The organism is Gilliamella sp. wkB108, assembly GCF_001690195.1.
Classification (GTDB): Bacteria; Pseudomonadota; Gammaproteobacteria; order Enterobacterales; family Orbaceae; genus Gilliamella; species Gilliamella apicola_L.
This window is the reverse complement of record NZ_LZGM01000090.1, coordinates 60,193-76,501: the sequence shown is the minus strand read 5'-3', so window position 1 is coordinate 76,501 and position 16,309 is coordinate 60,193. Positions and strand designations below refer to the sequence as shown.

Genomic DNA, 16,309 nt, shown 5'->3' with positions numbered 1-16,309 from the left:
GATTATAGGTGGTAATCGAAAGCAGGCATTAGTCACAATAGTTGAACGTAAAACAGGATTAGCCTTAATAAAAAAAGTTGAGCGAAAAACAGCAGAAGAGGTAAAGAAGGCAATAATTAGTTTATTAACAAATATAAAACATAGAGTTAAGACGATAACCTCTGATAATGGTCTGGAATTTGCGGAGCATAAAGCGATAGCAAAAGCCTTAGATTGCCAATACTATTTTGCTCATCCATATAGCTCATGGGAAAGAGGAAGTAATGAGAATTTAAATGGATTAATCAGACAATACTTTCCAAAGAGAATGGTATTTGATAGCATCAGTGATGAAGAGATTAAAGCGGTTGAAAATCGACTTAATCATCGTCCAAGAAAAAGGCTCAAGTATAAAATACCTTATCAAGCCTTTTACTAACTCGATTCGCACTTAGATGTTGAATTCAGGCCAAGACTTATACTAAAACATACCTTAATATGTAATAAAATTGAAACAAATACCGTTACAACGCTGCCAATATGAACATTGTCAATTCATCGTATCTAATTCCGTATGTATTTTTTATTTTATCTTGTTCCTTCCATTCGTCATAACATATTATACCGTATTCAAACGCGTCTAGCCCTTCGCTATTAAAAACGTCCTGAACTTCCTGCGCTAGTACTCCGATATGTATTCTGGCGTTCTCTGACTTTTTTTTGACTGAATCATTATATTTAAATTTTTTAATGATACTTTTTAGTTTTATGGCTACACGTTTTTCAACATTAGAGAATGATTCAATTTGCTGTTTAAATCTTGCATCAGATGTTTGAATTACACCACTCCCCGTAAAAATATTTTTCCAGCATTTTGAATTTGAGCCCAGAGAGTTTAAATTGTCATCTGACGGTATAATATGACCTTGCGTATATATATTTTTTGATTTACTAAAAATTGTTAACATTGTTTCATTAAAACTATTTTTAAAATTAATGTTATCACCGTAAATATTTAATGCATTGCTTGACCCCGCGCTATACAATACAGTCTGATTGTTTCCATTTTTTAATTGCAAATTTTTGTCAGAATCTTTTAATGATACACCTGTAACGCCGTTCGCATATTGAATGTCTAAATTTTTAGCCCTCCAATTTTTTATAATGAATGTGCCATCGGTTATGCGTGTTGGCATTTGTTTGTAATCAATAAAACAATCTCGTGGATTGAATGCAGATAAATCACAAGAATCTTGTAGATCGCTATTAATATAACGTATATTTCCAGTATAACCACAGCTTTCAGACATGTTATATGCAATCATTGCTCCGTTTTCATGTTCACATGAAATAAATTTAGCATCTCGCATATCACCAAATAATGAATTTAGTTTATCGTAAGTTGTTTGCGCTTTAAAATTTATAAATTTTAAATTCCGCATCGGATAACCTGTGATTTCTAAAGCGCCGGCCTGTCCTTGTCCTAGATTATCTGAACTATTTTTACTATGATGATCCAACGAAACAGCTTTATAATCGTTAAATACTGTTCCCGAGAAATTATTACCAATATTAGCTGGACGCATAACTAATGCAGACGGTGGTAATTTTGGTGTTACATTTTGGAATGTAATTAGCGTATTATCATTGTTAACGTAATACCCTGTAAATGTGTATGTTTTTCCACTCCCGATGAGCTTAAATTGATTAGTTGCTGTTAATGTGAATGAGGGATTATATTCAATTGTTATTGTATTATTAACTGTGTCAATGTTATTCACGGTATATTCGGGCATATTCCTAATTAATAAACCTCGCATCCCTTGGGTTAATCCATTGTTAAATATTGTGGATTCTGGATTCCCTCGTATGTTATACGTACCATCGTTTTCGGTTAATAGCGTACCAGCAATTCTCCAATATCCAACTACTTGTACATTTTCAATAATAGTTGTTGAGCTATCATAAACCCATAAACCCACATCCCACTCATCGCCCAGACTTAAATTTGATTCATTATTATAACCGCTAATCCCGTCGCAATTAATCATGATGCGTAAATTACTGAGTTGTGAACTATTTGTGATCTTTACTGCAACTGAAAACAATTTAGCCGTTGCACTATTCCCTTTCACTGAATCATTATTAGTAAACTCAGTAAAAGGATAACTAATTCCACCCACCTCCTTTGGGGTATGTACATTGTTAAGATTTAATGCTGATTGATTTTTAATTCCAGTTCCAATGAAAATTAGATGAGTTCCATTTGTCCATGACTTTAATAAACGATCTGGTGCCGGGCGGTACGTATCCCAATAATCGACACCATCACCTTCTACAAAAACACCTGTCGGAATTTCTATCATTTCAGAAATACGATATCGTCCCGCAGGTATATGAATACGTTTTGCACCGCAATTTAATGCAATTTTAATCGGTTTTGTTAAATCTAAAACAGGATCAATGCACTGACTATCTGCAATCTCGTCGGTTGTCATAAAATCAAAAACACTCACTCTCTCTTTATTTTTATCATGTTGTGTCCTAGCAATAGCCCCCTTAAAAGGCTGTTTAACGCCAAGCCAAGCTGAACCCAACTTTTCATCATTTGTATTCGCTAAATTTGATTTTATTGAACTATCATCGTGCAGTCCCATGCAAATATGGTCAAAATTCCGGCTAACAGATTTAGTTTGATTATCAGTTCTCCGTTCTAACGGAATCTCACAGATAATAAGGATTCTAGAACAAATTACAGGTATGCTTTCAAAAACTACATTACCTCCATTATCATTATCTAATCCCGTAATTATAAAATTAGTAACCTGATCACCATTAATAAAAACAGATAGATCGGATGCAAGAATAACTCGACATGAAAACGGGAAAACATTAGTATTCCCATCAGCTATATATTCATATGATATGTTTTGGTTAGTTAATGCCATTGGTTGTGACTCCTAAAATTATTGCACATAAACTCTGTAGTATTCCTGCCAAACGTTATTATTGACAAATTTTATTCAATTGCGCCATCGAGGATTGTTATATACGTTTATCATGATAATTGCTGTGTGTTGGTATTATGATTGATTGAAAATTGATTTAAATTCATTCAACTTGTAGATATCGGTTTTACAAGTAAGGGATAATTGTGATTAATTAAAAAATAAATTAGGTTTCAAGCGAATGAAATTTTTTTGATTATAAACTTGTGTTAAACTGCTAAGTTAGTATAAGTAAATATAGTTAAGCAGTTTGATTAAGTAAATTTAAAAGTATCAAGAGTTCAATAAAATGTACGAAGATTATACTAACCAATGCGTTCCATCCAAGCAATATAGAGAATTATTAGGAACTGCTCTATGTGTCTTTAATTCCAATAACTCTTTTGTTATTGAAAATATATTAAGATTAGATAGTAAAAATACATATTCCTGGCATGACTTAATAGATTCAACATCTGGTAATCTTAAGGGACCAATCAAAAATACCATTCAAAAGGAAAAAGGCAAAAAAATTGCGGATCTTTTTGGAGAAATTGTCTTAACCAGAAATAGAATAATTCATAGTTTTCAGATCACAGCTCCCAAAGGAGTTAGTGATGATATTCATGCCCAAATATTAGCAACCAAATATATAGATGGACATCAAGAAATTATTACTAAAGAATTTTTATTAAATTTTATTAGCGAAAATCAAAAATTATCTAATTTACTCCATGATATCAGGGGATATTAAGACTCTATAAAAATGGATTGTAAATTTTCATTTCTCACTATTTATCGCTCTTTTATCACTGTTGCATTTTTCAATGACATTTAATAAATGCTCGTTGTATCGCAGACTACCATCGAATGTCATTGCTTTTGGTGGTAACTATGGCTAGTCAATGATCCAAGTGATGTTAGGATCAATAGATAAATGACAACGAACCAATTGATATTGATAAGGTCTTTTATAGGTATACGTTTAATCTTCATGATGCCTTCATGTTGAAGCGCTTGAAATAGTGGTAGCGTACCGTATACTAACTATGATTTAAAGATGTTAGTGCCTAACATTGCTACCGGTTTGGTGTTGAGTGAATACTCAAAATTTAGGTATAAAAAAACCGCTTCGAGAGCGGTTTGAAATATCATATTACATTTGCTGTTTTTCTGGATACAGCATAAAAGGCGTGTTTTTATATTCTTTTGCCTTCTTATCCCATTCTTGTAGTCTCAATATGCAAAGGTACTTTTTTTCTTGCAAAGGTTTAATACCAATAGATAACAAATAATCATTATCTCTTTTAGGTACAAAAAATAATTTTGTATTATCCCACTTACAAATTGCGTTGTTTATTTCGTTATATCTAGTCACAGACACATCAAAAATAAATGGCTTTCCCGGCACAATATTGATTTGGTTTATTGGTTTTAGATAGTCATCTGGAACAGATACTCCATGAATATCTGAAATTTCAGGAACCACACTGCTATCACCAAATCGGTAAGGAACTAAATTTCCTGAATCATATTTATTGTTTTCATCATATATAACCAAACCTCGAGCATTAAAGTCATCAGATCCGACTTTAATAACAGTAATTCTGGCTTTTGGTTGATTGCCTTCAGGCTCAAAATAAAAATGACTCTTTGCTAAAAATTTAACCCGTTTTTCATCTATCTGTATTGTTACAAAATCTTCGTACGTGCACGATACAATGAATAAGGTAAACACAATAAGAAACAATGATTTTAAGAATTTATGCATCAATATATTCCTCATTTCTAACAAGGATTTACAGAATAATATATATTCAATTTTAAAGGAAGGATTTTAACTTTTATAAAAACCGACTTTTGTCGGTTTCAATTTTCCTTTTTTCTTTTACTTTTATTGGGCGAAGCCAACTGTTCTTCTTGCTTTAATTTCTCTTGTTTTGCCATAAATTCTTTAGTGTCTATTATAGCACCAACAATGATAAGAAAAGCCAATATAATAACCACCGGCCAAAAAATATACCCTAATATGCGCGCTACATGGGGATCCGTACTACCTTTAGAATATAAAGCATGAAAATTAGGAGGGAGAGACCTTACCCTAGCATCCGAAAATAATGGCAAAAGAATAAATAAGAATAAAATTAGCTTCTTCATAAGTCCATTTACATAGTAAAAACCCCAACTATCTACTGTAACCTTATAGTTAATATATATTAGTTACCAACCAATTCCCCTGCAACTTCTTTTTGTTGTTTTAGGAACGATACGTTTAAAGTTATTTTTAAACATACATTGTTCAAAATAATAATTTGTATACAATCCGATACTAGGACCTATCCCATAATCATATAATATGCCATCTTTTGGAATATAAAGAGCGCACGCCTTATTTAATCTATCAACACTAGGAAATTTGTTATTGTCGTTACCAGCTAAAAATTTGATTAAAATCTGTTCAGTTGTGCCTGTCAATATTTTAGTGTTTTTACCAAAATAATCATTTTCAAGATAATTGTGTCGAAACGAAATTACATCAGGTAAATATTCTGGAGAGATATGCTCATCAGAACATAACTGGCTAAAGATATTAATAAGAACAATTCTTGCATTCTCTGTTTCTTGATTACATTTTTCAATATCCTTTTTTGAAGCTATATAATATTCATTATTAACTGATTGCCAATACTCCCTTCTCTGGTCAGGAAATGAATTTTCACTTGTACCAAAAAGGCAAAACTCTCCTTGACTCGAACAAAACTTAAGATTAATAGTGTAAATATCCCCTAAAATAGTACAGCAAACAAGTAGAAAATTCTCTATGATAAAAGCAAAAGAGGATTTGTATATGAAAAAAATGACTGAACACCAAATTGTATCTATTTTTAAAGAAGCTGAAGCCGGTATTCCGGTTAAAGAGCTTTGCCGAAAATATACCATAGGTAACTCAACTTTTTATAAATGGCGAGAAAAATACGGCGGTATGGAAACTTCGGATATCAAGCGATTAAAGGAATTAGAAGCAGAAAATCGTAAACTTAAACAAATGTTTGCCGAATTGAGTTTAAAATCACAGTTGCAGGAAGAAATCATAAAAAAGCTGTAGTGCAAACTGAGGCTCGTAAGGCATGGGCAAAGGAATTACAAACCACTAAATACCTTACTATAGCCCTGAGTTGTGCAATTGTTGGCTTAAGTCGCTGTGCTTATTATTATCAACCTAAGTTACAGGATGTTTCAATGATTATTTCAATACTCAATATGATTACCGACCAACATTTACGTTGGAGTTTACCTAAATGTTTTAACCGCATCAAAAAGCTTGGTTATAAATGGAATCATAAACGAGTGTATCGGGTTAATTGTGAATTAAAACTGAATATCAGGATAAAGCGGAAAAAACGTATTCCACTACGAAGTCCGGAAAAGTTATCCGTTGCCGATAAACAAGGTATATGTTGGTCAATGGATTTTATGAGTGACAGCAGTCAAAATCAACGTAGATTTAGAACTTTCAATGTCATTGATGACTTTAACCGAGAGTCATTAGGTATAGATATAGCAGTGTGTTTACCAGCCAGAAGAGTGACCCGTTATCTCGATAAACTGGCTGAGTATTATGGTTATCCATTAAAAGTAAGAGTAGATAATGGACCAGAATTTACCGGAAACGTATTCAATAATTGGGCTGACGCACACGGCATAACTATAGATTACATCAATCCGGGGTGTCCTTATCAAAATGGCTATATTGAACGATTTAATCGTACTTATCGAACAGAAGTATTGGATTTATATCTTTTTAACAACCTGAAACAAGTAAGGAAAATAACTGAGGAGTGGTTAACCATTTATAATACCGAAAGACCCCATGAGGTATTAAATATATGATGCAGATTATATATAACATACAATAACATCCAGAATAACTTCTTATCTGAATTGTGTACTAAATTTAGGGTATTTAAAAATTGAAGATGTTTAAAGGGAAGCAAATATTTCTATAATAAACAATAAAATCAAACATAACAGTAATTATCTTATTACGTTAGCCACTCATTAAATTTTGTTATATTCTTAACTCATATTAATGACAACACCATGTATAATGCCAAATAAACTTAAAATCAAAAAATATAAATGATAAGTAATCATTAAATTATACATATTGATTTAAAAATTATTGTGCAACAAATTTACCACCACGACGGATCAGGTAAGTGTCCAGGCTAAATAATATCAGTGCCAGCCAAATAAAGGCAAATGTGAATAGTTTTTCAATACCAAATTTTTCATGAAAATAAAATACCGCCAATAAAAAGACTAGGGTTGGTGATAAATATTGTAAAAAACCAATTGAGGAATATGGTAGATGTTTTGCTGCCACATTAAATAAAATTAATGGTATAAGGGTTATTGGTCCTGCAAGCATACATAATAAAATCAGATCACTATGCCAAAATGTTGTTGATAATGAGACAGCATTTGGATGAAATAGTAACCAACCAAGTGTTACAGGTACAAGTGTCCAAGTTTCTACCATCATACCAGGTAACACATTTGTTGGAACTATTTTTCGAATTAATCCATATAAAGCAAAGGTGAGAGCCAGAAAAACCGAAATCCACGGTAATTGCCCCATTAAAATAATTTGGATCATTACACCAATTATTGCCAATCCTACCGCTATCCATTGTAATTTATGCATTTTTTCTTTTAAAACCACTGTACCTAATAACACTGATAATAATGGATTAATGTAGTACCCAAGACTAGTTTCGAGCATATAGTTGTTATTTATTGCCCATACATAAGTAAGCCAATTCATTGACAACATAAATCCAGTACAAAAAAGGATAATGATATATTTAGGGTTTGCAATTAATGGTTTCCACCACTGTTTTTGTTTAATAAAAAACAGTAATAATGTACAACAGATTGCTGACCAAATTATGCGATGTACAATTATTTCAGTAGCTGGAACTGATTCAATCGTTTTGAAATAAATTGGACTTAACCCCCAAATAAAATAGGCAGTAATGGCTAAAATATAGGCATAGCTTTTTGACATATTAGTAAGATTAGTGAAAAAATTAATAGTTTTTGATTGTATAACTTTAATAAATAAAAGCAAATCACTAAAATTGTTTGAAGATTTTAATCGTTATTCTACTTAACCCATTGTTGATTTTGTAATTCACTCACTAAAAAATCGATTAGGCAACGAGTACGTAATGGTAGTAATTTTCGGCTAGGGTAAACGGCATAGATATTGAAATTTTCAATTTTGTAATTAGGTAAAACTTCGACAAGTTTACCTTGCTGGATATCTTGACCAATGATGAAATCTGGTTGAGTAGAGATGCCTCCACCTTGTAACATGATTTGTCTACAAGTGTCACCATTATTACAATAAACACTGGCTTTTAAGTTGACTGAATGAAAAGTATTATCTTTATTAAAACTCCATTGCTCTTTCTTTGCCCAGTGACTATACATAATAATTTTATGTTGCTTTAAATCATTTGGATGCATAGGCATACCATATTGGTCGATATAAGTTGGTGAAGCTGCAATAATCATGCGTGTTGTTGTCAATTTACGACTGATCAATGAAGAGTTTTCCAAGTTTCCAATTCGTACAGCTAAGTCATATCCTTCTTCAAGTAAGTTGACTATACGATCAGATAGCGTTATATCTAATTCAATTTGTGGATATTTATCAAGAAATTTTTGCCATAATGGCGCTAAATGTAGTATCCCAAAACTTACTGGGACATTGACACGTAACATGCCTTGTGGACTTGCTTGATCTAAACTCAACGTGTTTTCAGCTTCTATAGTTGCATTAATTATTGCTTTTGCTTGCCAATAAAAGGTTTGACCTTCGTTTGTAACGATCATTTTCCGCGTGGTGCGTTGTAGTAACCTTACTTGTAAACGATCTTCAAGCGTTTGAATATAACGTGAAATAGCTTGTTTAGACATATTTAACTTGTCCGCAGCTTCAACAAAACTGTTGCTATCAACAACGGCGACAAAAATTGTCATTTCTAATAATTTGTTAGATCGATTCATTTATCACTCACCAAATATAGTTATTATTCCACTTTATAGGACAATCAATCATATAATAACCTATTTATCTATAAAAAAAGAACTATTATTATTTTATTAACAGCTACTAATTAATATTTATTTGTTAACTTATAGGAAAAATAGAATGAAACAATATCAAACTGATTTAGCATCACTTATTTTACGTATTGCTTTGGGGGTTATGTTTTTAGCTCATGGATTAACTAAACTATTAGTTTTTACACCAGCAGGTACAGCACAATTCTTTGAATCTCTTGGTTTTCCTGGAGTAGTAGGTTATTTAACAATTGTGTTTGAAATTGGTGCTGGCACATTGTTATTATTAGGTATTTTAACGCGGATTATTAGTTTATTTGCATTTATACAAATGGTTGTGATTAGTTTTATTCATTCAGTTAATGGTTGGTCATTTAGTAATACTGGTGGTGGTTGGGAGTACCCTGCTTTTATGGCTTTGACCGCCGTAAGTCTTACCTTATTAGGTAGTGGGCGATTAAGTGTTTTTAGAGGTAAAATATAATATAAGTAAATAGTTAGTTAAATTAACCGTAAAATTTGAAGTTTTAATTTCAATATCAGGAGAGGGTTTATACTTAAACATATGCTTCTCCTGAAACTTCTTTACAAAAAAAATAAGCTGTTAATCAAAAGCGATATATAATAATTATAACATCAAACTTAATATGGCAAACAATCATCAGTAACCTTCTAATTATATAAAACAACTAGTTAAATATATTAACTTTTTCTTATGCATTTTTTATGCGATGTTTGTTTTGCATTGAATAAACTCGTAACAACTTTTAATCTGAGCAAAATTCATTAAGGCGGACATAAAACTGTTATGTACTGTTTGGGCGGGAATAATTTTGCCTTCAAACTTAAGATCACAAGTAGTACAGGCGTCATGAATTAATATAGGTTGATAATTGAATTCACAAGCCTGACGAGTAGTTGAATCGATGCACATATGACTCATCATGCCACAAATAACTAGCTGCTCAATTTTTTCCTTTTGTAATTCTTGCTGGAGATCTGTTTGATAGAAACTGTTAGGAAATGCTTTTGTAATAATATATTCATACTGATGATGAATCGGTAATAATTGACTGTGAATTTCAACCCCAAGCGTTCCTTTAGCAAAGAAATTAGCGTTTAAATCTGTTTTTATATGTTGAATATAAAAAATAGGTAATTGCTTGGATCTAAAATAGGATTGTAATTTTAATGTATTTTGTAATGAAACTGGGGTATTAGCTAATGCAAATTTTCCATCTGGAAAATAATCATTTTGTACATCAATAATAATCAGTGCTTGTTTCATAATTATTCCTTGGTTATATTTCAGGGAATAATTATGCGATAATCATGCCTAACCTAACATAGTAAATTGAAAGCATTTTTCTTTGTTCGCTTTCGTGGTGAAATAATATGGATAAAAAAAATCATGCCATTTTAGAGCAACTTAAAAATAATAGTCGACAGTCATGGAAAGAGATTGGTGAAAAAGTGTTTTTATCAGGCCAAGCGGTTGGACAACGTGTACAAGAATTATACACCAATAATATTATTGAAAAGTTTACAATTAAACATAAAACGGAATGCTTACAATTTATTACTATCTATATGAATTCTAACCAATTTGCATTATTTGAGGCGTTAGTTCAATCTTTTAGTGAAATTATGGAGTTTTATAAAATTACAGGTGATGGCTGTTATTTTATAAAAAGTTGCTTTTTAGAGCGAAATTTAAGCGATTTTTTAGTAAAAATTGAATCCTATTGTCGTTATAAAGTTTGTCATCGATTAAAAGCGATTATTTGATATTTTGAGCATTTTTATGCTCATTCATATCTAATTATTAATCTTTACTTCAACCAATCTATTTTCTATAAATATAACGTGATTATGCTGATGTTTTTTGTCATCCTTTAGTAAATAAGTTATCAAAGAATCAGGTTTGCAACAGATCACATTGATTTTATATAAAAATTATTTAATCTTTTTTTACAAAAAATTAAAAAAAGAGTTGCGAGCAAGCAAATTCTGTTATATTTTGTTCACAGTTTAAATTCAAAATTGAATCAAAGGTCGTTATTTAATGAATTGTTTTTGCGGTTTAGTTACTAAACATCATCATCACCATCATCCTGAATAGTCTTCGGGCGATTGGTGCTGGAAGACATGATCTTCCGGTGATGACGCGAAAGCGAATAGAAAACCCTCGGAAGGTCAAACTTCCGGGGGTTTTTTGTTTATGGTTTATAAATTTTTTAAATAAGTTGGAGAATATTATGTTGGATAATTCACGTTTACGTATTGCAATGCAAAAATCAGGTCGCTTGAGTGATGAATCAAAAAAGCTACTTGCACAATGTGGTATTAAGATCAATCTTCAAGAACAGCGTTTAATTGCTTTTGCTGAAAATATGCCAATCGACATTTTGCGTGTTCGCGATGACGATATCCCTGGTTTGGTGATTGATGGTGTAGTAGATATTGGTATCGTTGGTGAAAATGTATTAGAAGAAGAAGTTCTTGATAGGCGAGCTGAAGGTGAAAATCCACAATATAAAAAATTACGTCGTTTAGATTTTGGTGGGTGTCGTTTATCTATTGCGGCTCCTCGTGATTTTGCATATACCGGTCCTGATTGTTTAAATGACCTGCGTATTGCTACCACTTACCCACACCTGTTACGTCGTTACCTTGCACAATATAATGTGACGTTCAAAACCTGTTTATTAAATGGATCAGTTGAAGTTGCACCTCGAGCTGGATTAGCTGATGTCATTTGTGATTTAGTTTCAAGTGGTGCAACACTTGAGGCCAATGGACTGGAAGAGATAGAGGTTATATATGAATCAAAAGCTTGTTTAATTCAACGTGAAGGTGAAATGTCTCCTATTAAACAAGCCTTAATCGATAAAATAATGACACGTATTCAAGGTGTTATTCAAGCTCGTGAATCCAAATACATTATGCTACACGCACCAACCAAAGTATTAGATCAAGTGGTCGCATTATTACCGGGTGCTGAAAATCCAACAATACTCCCATTAACCGGCGAACAAAACCGCGTGGCTTTACATATGGTAAGTTCAGAATCGTTATTTTGGGAAACAATGGAAAAACTGAAAGAATTAGGAGCTAGTTCAATTCTTGTATTACCTATTGAAAAAATGATGGAGTAATAATATGCAACTCTCATATTGGCAACAATGCACAAAACAGCAACAGGCAGATCTTTTAACTCGCCCAGCTATTGCTGCATCAGATTCAATCAGTCAAGCTGTAACAGATATTCTAACGCAGGTAAAACAGCAAGGTGATGAAGCATTAAAAACATTAAGTAATAAGTTTGATCATGTACAAATCAAACAAATCAAACTTACTGCAGAAGAGATTAAAGCGGCTACTAGTCGTGTTAATGCTGATCTCAAACAGGCAATGCAATTGGCGGTTGCAAATATTGAAAAATTTCATCAAGCCCAAGTCAAACCAACTATTACTGTTGAGACAATGCCTGGTATTAATTGTCAACTTGTCACAAGAGCAATTGATTCAGTTGGTCTTTATATTCCCGGAGGCTCTGCTCCTTTATTATCAACCGTATTGATGCTTGCAATACCAGCTAAAATTGCAGCTTGCCGTAAAGTGATTTTATGTTCACCTCCACCAATAGCCGATGAAATTCTCTATGCAGCTGAACTCTGTGGAATAACTGAGGTTTATCAACTCGGTGGCGCACAAGCTATTGCTGCAATGGCCTTTGGTACCCAATCTGTCCCTAAAGTAGATAAAATTTTTGGTCCTGGAAATGCTTATGTTACTGAAGCCAAACGTCAAATCAGTCAACGGCTTGATGGTGCAGCCATTGATATGCCTGCTGGCCCTTCAGAAGTATTAGTGATCGCCGATAGTTCGGCTAATCCAGTATTTATTGCTGCCGATTTGCTATCACAAGCAGAACATGGTCCGGATTCGCAAGTGGTTTTATTAACACCAGATGAAAATATTGCAAAGGCAGTATCAAAAGAGGTCGATAAACAATTAGCACTACTTTCAAGGCAAGCTATTGCACAAAAAGCATTACAACAAAGTCGTTTAATTGTCACTCAAGATTTACAACAATGCGTTACTATCAGTAACCGTTATGGTCCAGAACATTTGATTATTCAAACAGCTAATGCGGATGAATTGGTCAATAAAATTACCAGTGCTGGTTCAATCTTTTTAGGTGATTGGTCACCGGAATCAGCCGGTGATTACGCCTCAGGTACTAATCATGTTTTACCCACTTATGGTTATACCGCGACTTATTCAAGTCTTGGACTTGCCGATTTTCAAAAACGAATGACGGTACAAAAATTATCACCAGAAGGTTTAAAAGCAATTGGTAATGCCGTTGAATTAATGGCACAAGCTGAGCAGCTTACTGCACACAAACAAGCGGTGACATTACGCTTAGATGCACTCAACGTAAAACAGATATAATCAGGTGAATAAAATGGATATTAATCAATTAGTCAGAAAGAATGTTCAAAAGTTAACACCTTACCAATCGGCTCGTCGTATTGGTGGCAAAGGTAATGTATGGCTTAACGCCAATGAATACCCGATTGCTCCACATTATGAATTAAGCCAACAAACCTTAAATCGTTATCCTGAACCTCAACCAGAAAATGTGATTAAAGGTTATGCGGAATATGCTGGTGTGACTCCTGAACAAATTATTGTAAGTCGTGGTGCGGATGAAGCTATTGAACTATTAATGCGTGCTTTTTGTGAGCCAGGACAAGATAGTATTTTATATTGTCCTCCTACCTATGGTATGTATCAAGTTAGTGCTGAAACATTGGGAATTGATACTAAAAAAGTCCCTACTAACAAAGATTGGCAATTAGATCTTAAAGGGATTCAAAACAATTTGGATCAGGTCAAACTTATCTATGTTTGTACACCTAATAATCCTACTGGTAATTTGATTAATCATGAAGATCTAAAAACTTTACTGGCAATCGCAAAAGATCGAGCTTTGGTAGTAATTGACGAAGCTTATATTGAGTTTTCACCACAATCAAGTGTAGTTACATGGTTGGCTGATTATCCCCACTTAGTTATTTTACGTACACTATCCAAAGCATTTGCTTTAGCAGGTTTACGATGTGGTTTTACCATTGCTAATAAACCGATCATCGATGCACTACAAAAAGTAATTGCACCTTATCCATTAGCCGTACCCGTTGCAGACATTGCTGGCCAAGCATTAAGTAAAGAAGGCATAAAAAATATGCAATTGCATGTTGTAAATATGAATAATCAGAAAGAGAAATTTACTAAAGAACTTTTACAATTATCAGTGGTAGAACAAGTTTATCCTAGCGCATCTAACTATTTATGTGTTAAATTTCAAGACGGTAAAGATGTATTTAATTCGTTATGGAATAAAGGTATTATTTTGCGAGATCAGAGTAAATCGACAGGTACCAATAATATGATACGCATTACCATTGGCACTCAAGCGGAGTGTGAAGCTGTCATTTCAGCACTAAAAGCGATTGAATAGGAGTGATCATGTTACAGAAATATTTATTTATTGATCGTGATGGTACTTTAATAACTGAACCCCCTATCGATTTTCAGGTTGATCGTTTTGATAAACTTGCTTTTGAGCCTAATGTGATCCCTGCGCTGTTAAAACTACAATCATCAGGATTTAAGTTAGTTATGGTGACTAACCAAGATGGTCTTGGTACGAGTAGCTATCCGCAAGCCGATTTTGATGGTCCACATAATTTAATGATGCAGATATTTACTTCACAAGGTGTCAAGTTTGAAGACGTTCTTATATGTCCACATTTCCCTGCAGATAACTGTGAATGCCGAAAACCAAAAATTAAACTGGTATTACCTTATTTAACAAGTGGTAAACTGGATAAAGAGAATAGTTATGTCATTGGTGATCGACTTACTGATATTCAACTAGCAGAAAATATGCAAATTAAAGGGTTACGCTATGATCGGCAAAATCTCAATTGGGATGAGATTGCACAACGTTTAACAACAGCTGATCGCTATGCCAAAGTTGAACGTCATACTAAAGAGACGAAGATTTTAGTTGAAGTTTGGTTAGATCGTCAAGGTGGTAGTAATATCAATACCGGAATAGGCTTTTACGATCATATGCTAGATCAAATAGCTACCCATGGAGGAATTAAACTCAATATCCAAGTTGAGGGAGATTTACATGTTGATGATCATCATACTATTGAAGATACCGGTTTAGCTTTAGGTGAAGCGTTGAAAAAAGCCTTAGGTGATAAACGAGGTATTACTCGTTATGCCTCGGTGATCCCTATGGATGAATGCTTAGCCAAATGTGCAATAGATATTTCGGGTCGTCCTTACCTTAAGTTTTCAGCACAGTTTACTCATCAAAAAGTGGGTGATATGAGTACGCAAATGGTAGAGCATTTCTTCTATTCAATCAGTTATGCTATGGGGATCACGTTACACATTGAAACTCAAGGTGATAATGATCATCACAAAATTGAAAGTTTATTTAAAGCTTTTGCACGCACATTGAAACAAGCTATTAAAATTGAAAGTGATCGGTTGCCTAGCTCGAAAGGAGTACTTTAATGAATATCGTCATCCTAGATACCGGTTGTGCTAATCTTTCATCGGTTAAATATGCAGTTGAAAGATTAGGTTACCAACCGATAATTAGTCTCGATCCTGACACGGTTCTTAGCTCTGACAAATTGTTTCTGCCCGGTGTTGGTTCCGCCTGTGCAGCTATGCAAAAGTTAAAAGAGCGTAATTTAATTGAACTTATTAAAGTTTGTACTCAACCTGTTTTGGGTATTTGTCTGGGTATGCAAATATTAGCCGATCATAGTACCGAAGGAAATGTCGATACTTTGGGTATTATTCACGAAACAGTAATCAACATTCCTGATTACAATTTACCATTACCACATATGGGATGGAATCAAGTCTATCCTCAAGCCGGACATCATCTGTTTAGAGATATTCCAGATGGTGCTTATTTTTACTTTGTACATGGATACGCATTACCACTATGCTCAGCAACTATCGCAGAAACCAGTTACGGCGAAAACTTTACTGCTGCCGTGCAAAAAGACAACTTTTACGGCGTTCAGTTTCATCCCGAGCGTTCTGGATCAGCCGGTGCAAAATTGCTAAAAAACTTTTTGGAGATGTAACAATGGCAATTT

17 protein-coding genes and 1 other annotated feature are annotated in these 16,309 nt (G+C 33.4%); of the genes, 11 read left to right on the top strand and 6 right to left on the bottom strand.

Annotation, left to right across the window (positions count from 1 at the left end; translation table 11 throughout):
* A partial coding sequence (locus A9G11_RS10660) for an IS30 family transposase (RefSeq protein ID WP_141674413.1) occupies positions 1 to 418 on the top strand: 418 nt, incomplete at its 5' end.
* An 85-nt stretch (positions 419 to 503) separates the two neighbouring features.
* Here the strand turns inward: A9G11_RS10660 and A9G11_RS10655 are convergent.
* A complete protein-coding gene (locus tag A9G11_RS10655; protein WP_065619591.1) occupies positions 504 to 2,927 on the bottom strand; it encodes a tail fiber domain-containing protein in 2,424 nt (807 codons plus the stop codon).
* A 349-nt stretch (positions 2,928 to 3,276) separates the two neighbouring features.
* Between A9G11_RS10655 and A9G11_RS10650 the strand changes: the two genes are divergently transcribed.
* A complete protein-coding gene (locus A9G11_RS10650) occupies positions 3,277 to 3,720 on the top strand; it encodes a selenium binding protein (protein WP_065619590.1) in 444 nt (147 codons plus the stop codon).
* Positions 3,721 to 4,122: 402 nt separating this feature from the next.
* On the opposite strand, the gene A9G11_RS10645 is transcribed toward A9G11_RS10650, so the two are convergent.
* Both A9G11_RS10645 and A9G11_RS10640 read right to left on the bottom strand, forming a co-directional pair.
* A complete protein-coding gene (locus A9G11_RS10645; RefSeq protein ID WP_065619589.1) occupies positions 4,123 to 4,737 on the bottom strand; it encodes a hypothetical protein in 615 nt (204 codons plus the stop codon).
* A gap of 98 nt (positions 4,738 to 4,835) precedes the next feature.
* Positions 4,836 to 5,123 (bottom strand): hypothetical protein, encoded by a 288-nt coding sequence (locus A9G11_RS10640; RefSeq protein ID WP_065619588.1) that lies wholly within the window; start codon positions 5,121 to 5,123, stop codon positions 4,836 to 4,838.
* A gap of 691 nt (positions 5,124 to 5,814) precedes the next feature.
* Between A9G11_RS10640 and A9G11_RS10630 the strand changes: the two genes are divergently transcribed.
* Together A9G11_RS10630 and A9G11_RS10625 are read left to right on the top strand one after the other, a co-directional pair.
* On the top strand, positions 5,815 to 6,072 hold the full coding sequence (locus A9G11_RS10630; protein ID WP_065619586.1) for a transposase: 258 nt from the start codon (positions 5,815 to 5,817) through the stop codon (positions 6,070 to 6,072).
* On the top strand, positions 6,072 to 6,857 hold the full coding sequence (locus tag A9G11_RS10625; RefSeq protein WP_065619585.1) for an IS3 family transposase: 786 nt from the start codon (positions 6,072 to 6,074) through the stop codon (positions 6,855 to 6,857). Before A9G11_RS10630 ends, A9G11_RS10625 begins: the two co-directional genes overlap by 1 nt.
* Before the next feature lie 289 nt (positions 6,858 to 7,146).
* On the opposite strand, the gene rarD is transcribed toward A9G11_RS10625, so the two are convergent.
* Together rarD and A9G11_RS10615 are read right to left on the bottom strand one after the other, a co-directional pair.
* Positions 7,147 to 8,037, bottom strand: a complete 891-nt coding sequence (rarD, locus tag A9G11_RS10620) for an EamA family transporter RarD (protein ID WP_065619599.1) — start codon at positions 8,035 to 8,037, stop codon at positions 7,147 to 7,149.
* 98 nt (positions 8,038 to 8,135) lie between these two features.
* On the bottom strand, positions 8,136 to 9,044 hold the full coding sequence (locus A9G11_RS10615; protein WP_065619584.1) for a LysR family transcriptional regulator: 909 nt from the start codon (positions 9,042 to 9,044) through the stop codon (positions 8,136 to 8,138).
* 145 nt (positions 9,045 to 9,189) lie between these two features.
* On the opposite strand from A9G11_RS10615, the gene A9G11_RS10610 reads away from it, so the two are divergent.
* Positions 9,190 to 9,585 (top strand): DoxX family protein, encoded by a 396-nt coding sequence (locus tag A9G11_RS10610; protein ID WP_065619583.1) that lies wholly within the window; start codon positions 9,190 to 9,192, stop codon positions 9,583 to 9,585.
* A gap of 240 nt (positions 9,586 to 9,825) precedes the next feature.
* Here the strand turns inward: A9G11_RS10610 and A9G11_RS10605 are convergent, their stop codons facing one another.
* Entirely contained in the window at positions 9,826 to 10,389 is a 564-nt protein-coding gene (locus A9G11_RS10605; RefSeq protein WP_065619582.1) for a cysteine hydrolase family protein, read from the bottom strand.
* 107 nt (positions 10,390 to 10,496) lie between these two features.
* Between A9G11_RS10605 and A9G11_RS10600 the strand changes: the two genes are divergently transcribed.
* From A9G11_RS10600 to hisH, 6 genes are all read left to right on the top strand, one after another.
* Positions 10,497 to 10,889: an Lrp/AsnC family transcriptional regulator gene (locus A9G11_RS10600; RefSeq protein WP_065619581.1), complete on the top strand. Its 393-nt coding sequence runs from the start codon at positions 10,497 to 10,499 to the stop codon at positions 10,887 to 10,889.
* A 309-nt stretch (positions 10,890 to 11,198) separates the two neighbouring features.
* Positions 11,199 to 11,321, top strand: a sequence feature (His leader region).
* 38 nt (positions 11,322 to 11,359) lie between these two features.
* Positions 11,360 to 12,259, top strand: coding sequence for an ATP phosphoribosyltransferase (gene hisG, locus A9G11_RS10595; RefSeq protein ID WP_065619580.1), 900 nt, complete (start codon positions 11,360 to 11,362; stop codon positions 12,257 to 12,259).
* A gap of 4 nt (positions 12,260 to 12,263) precedes the next feature.
* On the top strand, positions 12,264 to 13,562 hold the full coding sequence (hisD, locus tag A9G11_RS10590) for a histidinol dehydrogenase (RefSeq protein WP_065619579.1): 1,299 nt from the start codon (positions 12,264 to 12,266) through the stop codon (positions 13,560 to 13,562).
* A gap of 13 nt (positions 13,563 to 13,575) precedes the next feature.
* Positions 13,576 to 14,634: a histidinol-phosphate transaminase gene (hisC, locus tag A9G11_RS10585; RefSeq protein ID WP_065619578.1), complete on the top strand. Its 1,059-nt coding sequence runs from the start codon at positions 13,576 to 13,578 to the stop codon at positions 14,632 to 14,634.
* A gap of 8 nt (positions 14,635 to 14,642) precedes the next feature.
* The gene (gene hisB, locus A9G11_RS10580) at positions 14,643 to 15,710 is read left to right on the top strand and encodes a bifunctional histidinol-phosphatase/imidazoleglycerol-phosphate dehydratase HisB (protein ID WP_065619577.1); all 1,068 of its coding nucleotides are present in this window, start codon (positions 14,643 to 14,645) and stop codon (positions 15,708 to 15,710) included.
* Complete coding sequence (hisH, locus tag A9G11_RS10575; RefSeq protein WP_065619576.1) at positions 15,710 to 16,297, top strand: imidazole glycerol phosphate synthase subunit HisH; 588 nt, start codon at positions 15,710 to 15,712, stop codon at positions 16,295 to 16,297. Before hisB ends, hisH begins: the two co-directional genes overlap by 1 nt.
* The last annotated feature ends 12 nt before the right edge of the window (positions 16,298 to 16,309 follow it).